Origin of the sequence: Enteractinococcus helveticum (assembly GCF_020742345.1) — a bacterium.
GTDB lineage: Bacteria > Actinomycetota > Actinomycetes > Actinomycetales > Micrococcaceae > Yaniella > Yaniella helvetica_A.
In genome coordinates this window covers 1-7,745 of the sequence record NZ_DYXC01000152.1, presented here as the reverse complement: position 1 = coordinate 7,745, position 7,745 = coordinate 1, and the positions used below count along the sequence as shown (strand labels likewise).

Sequence of the window (7,745 nt, the reverse complement as noted above, 5' to 3'; positions counted from 1 at the left end):
ATGGTTACATGGTTATGCGACTATAGATTTTCACAGGGCTTTCCTAGCGCTAAAGTGCAACTTCGGAATCCGGCGATGAGCGCGGCTCGAGCCGGGGCATTTCAGTGCCGGCAATGTTGTGCAGTGTGACGTAGGGGTGCCGAGAGTGCCCCCGGACGGGGCTGTAGTGCAGATCGCTCATTGCGGTCATTTGTGAGAATCAGCATACTCTATTGTTGTAGGTAAGACATGGAGACCTCCACTGGGGGTTTCGTGTGCCTGTAACACCTATCTTCTGGTGGGGGCTAACTAGGAGGTGGGCTGTGGATGCCGTTACTATCCGTAGCGCTAAAGACGTTACAAACTTCATTAACTCCCGAACAGGGATTCGCGGAAGGGCGGCTGTTATATGGTGGCTGCTTTTAAGCGGCCTCTTTCTTGAAGCACTTTCTAACTCCGCAATGAGTGCGGGTTTGAGCCCTATGACGGAAGATCTGAATCTTTCTGCTGGTGAAGTCGCTCTTCTGACTTCACTATCGTCATGGGTGGCGCTGTTCTTTAACCCAATTGGCGGGTGGATGGCTGACCGTTGGGGGCGAGTAAAACCACTGATCGCTGCCAAAGTTCTTGCCCTAGCGGGTGCTTTAATCGCAACCTTTGCAGATGGCGTTTTTGAAGTCTCTATTGGGCGCGTATTAGTAGGCATGGCATATGGCATTGACTTTGCTATTGCCATGGCCATGCTGGCCGAGTTCACACCTAAGCGTTTCTCCAGCCGATTGAGTATGTGGCAGGGGATTTGGTACACCGCTGTGTCAGTGAACCTCCTCCTAGCCATTGTCTTCTACCAGCTCGGTACCGGCGACGCCATTTGGCGTTACCTCTTAGGCACCTGTGGTGTTGTTGCTTTCATTCTCTTGATATTGCAGTCCGTTCTACTGGTTGAGTCACCAACGTGGCTGGCTAGAAAAAACAGGCTAGCTGCTGCTGCGGTATCTATGCAGAAGACCTATAAACAGCCTTTTACAGCTGGGGAAGCCCTCAATGATGGTCCGCCCGTTGCAAACCGGGGAATCGTGAATCTCGCATTGATTTTCCGCGGGACATACCTCCCGAGGACCGTTCTCGCTGCTACTGTGCAGGTCGTCCAGTCAATCCAATACTTCGGAGTCGGATGGTACTTACCGGTTATCTCGATTGCCTTGTTCGGAGATGACTTTGTCTTCAACTCCTTTGGAACCCTCATATTCAACATTTTCGGCATCATCGGTGGATTTGCCGCAGCATCCTTGGCTGGACGTATTGGTCTCCGCGTAGCGTCGAAATGGGGATTCCTTATTGTTTTTGTAATTCTTGTGATCTTCGGCTTTGCGCACGACTCGCTCCCCTTATGGCTCGGATTCCTTTTGCCTTCGGTATTCATCTTGGCTCACTCCATCGGCCCTGGGGGGAACGGAAAGAGTCTTTCATCGCTTTCCTTCCGCTCGGAGGTACGTGCAACAGCCAATGGTTTTATTGGAGCAATTGGTGCATTGGGAGCCGCCATCGGATTGGTGGTCTTCCCGCTGCTTCGTGAAGCCATTGGTCTTGGGGGGACCTTTCTTGTCGTCTCGGTCTTTCCGCTTATCGCGTTCATCATATGCTCTGTCATCCGATGGGAACCCACGTTGGCAGAGATCGATGTCGACAATGAAGCGGACGCACCACAGTTTGAAAACCCAGATGAAAAATCAGCACATCTAGCACTTCCGGAAGACTCTAAACAAGGAGAGATGAATGAGATACGACGCTAAGAAAGGGGTTATCTCGATCGATGCGGGGACTACAGGGACTCGAGCGGCGCTTGTAATGAGCGATGGTTCCATAGAGCAGCAGTCCTACTTTCCCCTGGAGGTTCAGAATCCCACCCCGGGAGTCGTGGAACAAGATTTTGCGGAGATTTGGAATCGAACCCGCGATGCGGTGCAGGACGTCTTGGCACACGCCAAGCAGAAAGACATCACGGTGGTGTCCTTGGCGATTGCGACCCAGCGCTCTACTTCAGGACTCTGGGACCGAGAGACCGGACAGCCACTATGCCCTGCAATGGTCTGGCAAGACTCTCGATATGCCGATGAACTCTCGAAACTCGGAGAGACCTGGAATGCGACTCTCCTAGAGAGAATTGGACGAACAGCAGGTATTCGGTCACCCTACTATTGGGCGGCTCAGCACATCGAGAAGACTCCGGAAGTAGCAGAAGCGTTCAAGCAGAATAAGCTCATGTTTGGCACCGTTGATACGTGGTTACTCTGGAATATCACCGGCGGAAAAGTCCACGGAGTTTCGACGACGAACGCAGTTGCTGCAGGCGCGTATGATGCCGAACGCAGCGAGTACCTTTTGGGATGGATCGAGGCGCTAGGATTTCCCCTTGAAATCCTGCCGAGAGTGGTGCCAGACGCTGGAGATATCAGCGCTTCAGATAAGAGCGTGATCGGAGATCAGATCCCCATCCGAGCGCTTATCGGCGACCAGCATGCAGCCCTCGTGGGGTTAGGATGCCTAGAGCCTGGAGACAGTTCCTGTATCCATGGGACAGGAACTTTTGTCGATCAGATCGTCGGCGGTTTTGAGAATGTTCGAAGTGACCGGCCTGAAGCCGTTGTCCGACACGTTGGTTGGGAGGATTCCAAGGGACTCACGCAATCGGTGGAGTGCTTCACCGCCACCACAGGTTCTGCACTGAACTGGGTTTGCGATCAACTTGAATGGTTCGAAGATGCCCAAGAAATTTCTCGTATGACGGAAGGAAAACAACCTTGGGATCCGGCAGTTCCAATATTCTTACCGACTCTCACGGGAGTTCGCCTTCCGCGCGTCGAACCGGATATTCGAGGGGCACTGGGGCAGTTAAGTCTGGCGACCACACGAACCCATCTTGCGCAGTCTTTACTCCAGGGCATCGCTCAATGTGTTGCAATGAGCGTTGAGGCAAACACTATGTCGACAGGTGAAGTTCCCACCAGTATTCGTGTGGGGGGAGGGCTTTCTCAAAGTGACTCACTGCTGCAGATGCAGGCAGATCTGACAGGTATACCCATGCTGCGCTTCTCTGCGGCGGACAAGACAAGCCTCCGTGGAGCTGCGTTTCTAGCAGGTGTGGGAACTCTTTGGTCGGATCTGAAAGAAGCAGTTACGACCTTAGGGAAGCCACAGATCTTTTCTCCGCAAATAGACACGGAAGAGAGAAGATTCTGGGCGCAACGATGGCGTTCGTTCCTAATGGCAGAAACAAACCAACACAAATATCGGCAGGAAGAGGATGGTATCTAATGAAGTTGAATCCCTTTCAAAACCAAAAGGAACGTGCGGCTCTGGTACGGACAGAAAACCTCCTTTTCACCCGGCCGGAAATGATTAACAGACTATCTAATGAGGACTTTGATGTTCTCATTGTTGGTGGCGGGGTCACCGGAGCCTATGCGGCCCTTGATGCCGTGCTCCGAGGGCTGAAGGTCGCGATTTTGGAAAAGGACGATTTTGCATCGGGGACATCATCAAAGTCCTCAAAGATGGTGCATGGAGGGCTGCGTTACATAGAGCAAGGGAATCTTCCCCTAGTCAGGCGATCTCTCTTGGAACGGCAACGACTTCGTAAGAATGCCTCCCACCTTGTTCACCGCTTGCCATTCCTCTTCCCAATTCTCAGTGAGGACGGAATCTTGGATCCGCGTCTAGCCAAAGGTTTCGAGGCAGCTCTGTGGACTTACGATGTTTCAGGAGGATGGCGAGAAGGAATCCTGCACCAGAAGTTGTCTAAGGAGGAAGTCCTTTCACACTGTTCTCTCTTTAACGCTGAACGGTTGAAGTCTGGGCTTATGTACTACGACGCCCGGGTTGATGATGCTCGACTTGTGCTCACCCTGGTCCGGACCGCTGTCCACTTCGGTGCCGTAGCTTTAAATCACGCCGAAGTAATGGATGTTCGACGTGAACGGAATCGTGTTAGCGGCGTGGAGGCCGCAGTAGGTGACCAATCTGTGACAGTGCGTAGTAAATGCGTAGTGATGGCAACAGGATCGTGGCTAAAAAGGTGGAGCGGTGCGCTCCCCAACGTGGACACACCGCCGATTCGTCCGGCCAAAGGCGTGCATATCGCTGTTCCTTGGAAGAAAATCCGTAACGATTGCACTGTCACTATCCCTGTTCCCGGTAGGGAACGAAGAGCTACCATCACCAGATGGGGAGATGTGTCAGTATTGGGGACAACAGATGAGGACTACACAGGGGATATCGATAACCCGTACTGCTTAGCGGAAGAACGAGACTTTCTGATTGCGGGAGCACGTACCGCGTTGAATACGGATCTAGAAGCAGCCGATGTTCTTGGTTCTATCGCGGGCACCCGTCCCTTGGTGGCAAGCCCAAACGGTAAGACCGTCGATGTCAAGCGAAACCATGAGATCCGAGTAGACGAAGACGGCTTGGTCACGGTGGTAGGAGGAAAACTGACAACTGCTCGCCACATGGGGGAACAGACTATTGATGCAGTCATGAACGTACTAGATCGCAAAGGCTCTTCGGAGACTTCAAAGCAGAGCCTACTGGGCTCATCAGGATACGACGCAGAATCAACGACCGCTACCGGCGGGTTAGCCGCACACCTAGCAGAACGCTATGGAAATGAGGCCCACTTTGTCGCTGACGTCGTGTTTGAATCAGACCGAAATCAAGAAAAACTAGTCGCTAGCCTGCCGTACACAGTGGGTGAGGCCGTCTACGCGATAAGAAGTGAAATGGCCACGACTATCTCAGATGTATTGGACCGAAGGATGCGGGCCAGACTCTTTGCTCGGGATGCAGCTGCCGAAGCAGCGAGCACCGTTGGCTCGCTGCTGGTAGAGGAAGGAATCATTAACGAGCATACGGCCACCGATGAAGTCGAAAAATACCGTGCAGGAATCACTGCCGAAGTCGAAGCACTCACTACTTACTCATCTTAAAAGAAGGGAATAAAACCGTGAACAGTATCAGTCGTGAAGCAATTCTGCGAGGCTACAACCGGGGAAATTATGTGGTCGGAGATCATACCGCCCCTGCCTGGTCTGGAGCGATTAATGAAAATGCTTCTCAGTCCCCTAGGTTCTCAAGCCCGGAATATGTCGAGGTTTCCGATGCTGTGACGACACAGCTCAGTAGCATCGTAGACGAGATAATCGTGGACGAAGCGACAGTCCAGGCCGAAATTAGGGACTGGTGGGCCGGAACCATGATCGCCGAAACCGAGCATCGTGCCGGCGCACCCGGAGTCGTGGTAGCTAAGGTCTCTAATGCAGAGCAGGTCCAGCAGGTCATACGTCTGGCGCAAAACGAGGGCATTCCAGTTACAGTGTCGGCTGCCCGGTCTAATGTCACCGGAGCAGCACTACCGGTTCACGGGGGAATCGTGCTTGACGTGTCCGGTCTTAATGCTGAACCAGAACTTGATACGCAGAGCCAGATCGTAGAAGTAGAGCCCGGAGTATACGGTGACATTTTTGAATCTTGGCTCCAAGAGAGGGGATTTACCGCAGGCAATTGGCCTTCATCTTTCGGTATCTCGACCGTCGGAGGATGGGTTGCCTGTCGAGGAGCAGGACAGCTGTCTACCCGCTATGGAAAAATCGAGGATATGGTGGTCGGGCTCGAGGTAGTGCTACCCAACGGTGAAATTTCCCGCACTGGCGGGAATCCCAGAGCAGCGGTCGGTCCTGATCTTAACCAAGTTTTCGTCGGCTCTGAGGGTACATTGGGAGTAATCACCAAAATCCAATTGCGAGTTCACCGTCTCCCGGATAGCTACCAGGCTCTTGCATACGGCTTCGACACTTTTGCTGAGGGACTCGAGGCTTGCCGCGAAATCCTTCAGCGTGGGGCTACACCAGCAGTTCTTCGTCTATATGACAACCTGGAATCCGGTGTACAGTTCGGACACGAAGAAACCAATGTACTGCTCATCGCAGACGAGACGGACAGTATTCTGCTTGATGCAGTCATGAAAATTTCCAGGGAAGCCTGTATTGATGCGACGGAGCTCGAGCATGACCAAATTATGGAGAAATGGCTCGACACCCGATATCTAACGGGAAAGTCTGCAGAAGGATTTAAACAGAGCCCTGGCTTTGTCGCAGATACCCTGGAAATGGCAGCTCCGTGGAGCCAATTGGCTGATATTTATGATGAGGTAGTGGACGCAATTAATTCCGCACCGGGTACTCTCGCGGGGTCTGCACACCAATCCCACGCCTACGTCGACGGCGCTTGTCTATATTTTTCCCTTCGTGGTAATGCCAGCGATCCTTCCGAGCGTCAAGCTTGGTATGAGAACGTCTAGCAGAAGGTGAACCAAATACTGATTGACCGGGGGGCTGCGATTAGCCATCACCACGGTTCGGGTCTGCTTCGTTCTCCTTACGTGGAAGAGTCTTTGGGCTCTGGATTCCAGGTCTGGCAGTCCATCAAACAGGCGCTTGATCCAAACAACCTACTTAATCCTGGGAAGCTCGGCCTACGGGAAGGTCGCAGGTCGGAATAATAGTGACTATTCTCGATCAGCTCAAAAACAATCCAGTGATCGCAACTCTCTATGGAGATTCGAAGCTTGATCTTTTTGAGGATAATCCCACTGCCTTCGCATTCTTAGCAAATATACCCCTCGTTGAGTTGGGAGATGTGATTTCTCGTCTGCGAGAAAAGCGAGTGTTTACTATCGTTAACTTTGATTCTATTGCGGGGCTTTCCCCCAATCCAGACGCCCTGGCATACATCGCTAGCCTCGGGGCTTCAGGGATCATCTCCACACATGCTTCGGCAGTTACGAGAGCGCCCACCTTCAATTTGCTATCGATCCAAAAGGTATTTATCACGGATCGCTCCTATGCTGAACGAGCTCGAAACACGATCCAAGCAAACCGCCCACACCTTGTTCAGATCATGCCCTGGCCGGTAATACCTTTCCTAGGACAAGAATTCTTCGACGCGCTACCTCCGTTTATCGCATCGGGTTTCATCAATACACAGGAGGATGTCGAACGATCACGGGCTCTGGGGGCGGTAGCAGTGAGTACCACCCAGGCCTCCTTGTGGCAGCTGCGGTGATATACCTCGCTCGATTCCTAGTTGTCAGACCTTAAGGAGAAAGAATATGAACATCGCTGGTGCAGTTTTACGCAATTCGCCGTCGCCGTCGCCGTATACTGACACTCAACCACTGGTGGTTGAGAATTTGAAGCTCGAAGAGCCAGGGCCTACAGAATTACTCGTGAAAATCGAAGCCGCAGGACTTTGTCATTCGGATCTGTCTGTAGTCAATGGGGATCGCCCACGGCCAGTACCGATGCTACTGGGGCACGAGGCTTCTGGAATCGTTGAAAGCGTAGGCGACGCGGTTACGGATGTCTTCACAGGAGACCGAGTAGTCCTGACCTTTCTACCACGCTGTGGTGAATGCGAGGCGTGCCAGACCGATGGAAAACTTCCCTGTGAGCGGGGTACCACAGCTAATGAAAATGGCACGCTGCTGTCAGGCACGGACAGATTGAGAGATAACTCCGGTAATCAGGTTTTTCATCATCTGGGATGTTCTGCCTTTGCCACAAAGGCAGTGGTGGACCGTCGATCTGTAGTCCCCGTTGACCAAGACGTTCCCCCAACGGTAGCTGCGCTGCTTGGCTGCGCTGTTTTAACTGGTGGAGGAGCGGTTCTCAATGCTGGTAAACCGAATCCGCAGGATGATATTATCGTCG

The 7,745-nt window shown here is 52.6% G+C and carries 5 protein-coding genes and 1 pseudogene; all 6 read left to right on the top strand.

The features are described from left to right. The first annotated feature begins 302 nt into the window (after positions 1–302). The gene (locus K8V32_RS13145) at positions 303–1,772 is read left to right on the top strand and encodes an MFS transporter (protein WP_303908357.1); all 1,470 of its coding nucleotides are present in this window, start codon (positions 303–305) and stop codon (positions 1,770–1,772) included. Next, a complete protein-coding gene (locus tag K8V32_RS13140; protein WP_303908354.1) occupies positions 1,756–3,294 on the top strand; it encodes an FGGY family carbohydrate kinase in 1,539 nt (512 codons plus the stop codon). Before K8V32_RS13145 ends, K8V32_RS13140 begins: the two co-directional genes overlap by 17 nt. After that, complete coding sequence (locus tag K8V32_RS13135; protein ID WP_369681073.1) at positions 3,228–4,964, top strand: glycerol-3-phosphate dehydrogenase/oxidase; 1,737 nt, start codon at positions 3,228–3,230, stop codon at positions 4,962–4,964. Before K8V32_RS13140 ends, K8V32_RS13135 begins: the two co-directional genes overlap by 67 nt. A gap of 266 nt (positions 4,965–5,230) precedes the next feature. Further along, positions 5,231–6,535, top strand: a pseudogene (locus K8V32_RS13130) (FAD-binding oxidoreductase). Between the two features lie 2 nt (positions 6,536–6,537). Continuing rightward, on the top strand, positions 6,538–7,098 hold the full coding sequence (locus K8V32_RS13125) for a glycerol-3-phosphate responsive antiterminator (RefSeq protein WP_303908352.1): 561 nt from the start codon (positions 6,538–6,540) through the stop codon (positions 7,096–7,098). A 46-nt stretch (positions 7,099–7,144) separates the two neighbouring features. Continuing rightward, positions 7,145–7,745, top strand: a 601-nt coding sequence (locus K8V32_RS13120) for an alcohol dehydrogenase catalytic domain-containing protein (RefSeq protein WP_303908350.1), incomplete at its 3' end; no start/stop codon positions are given.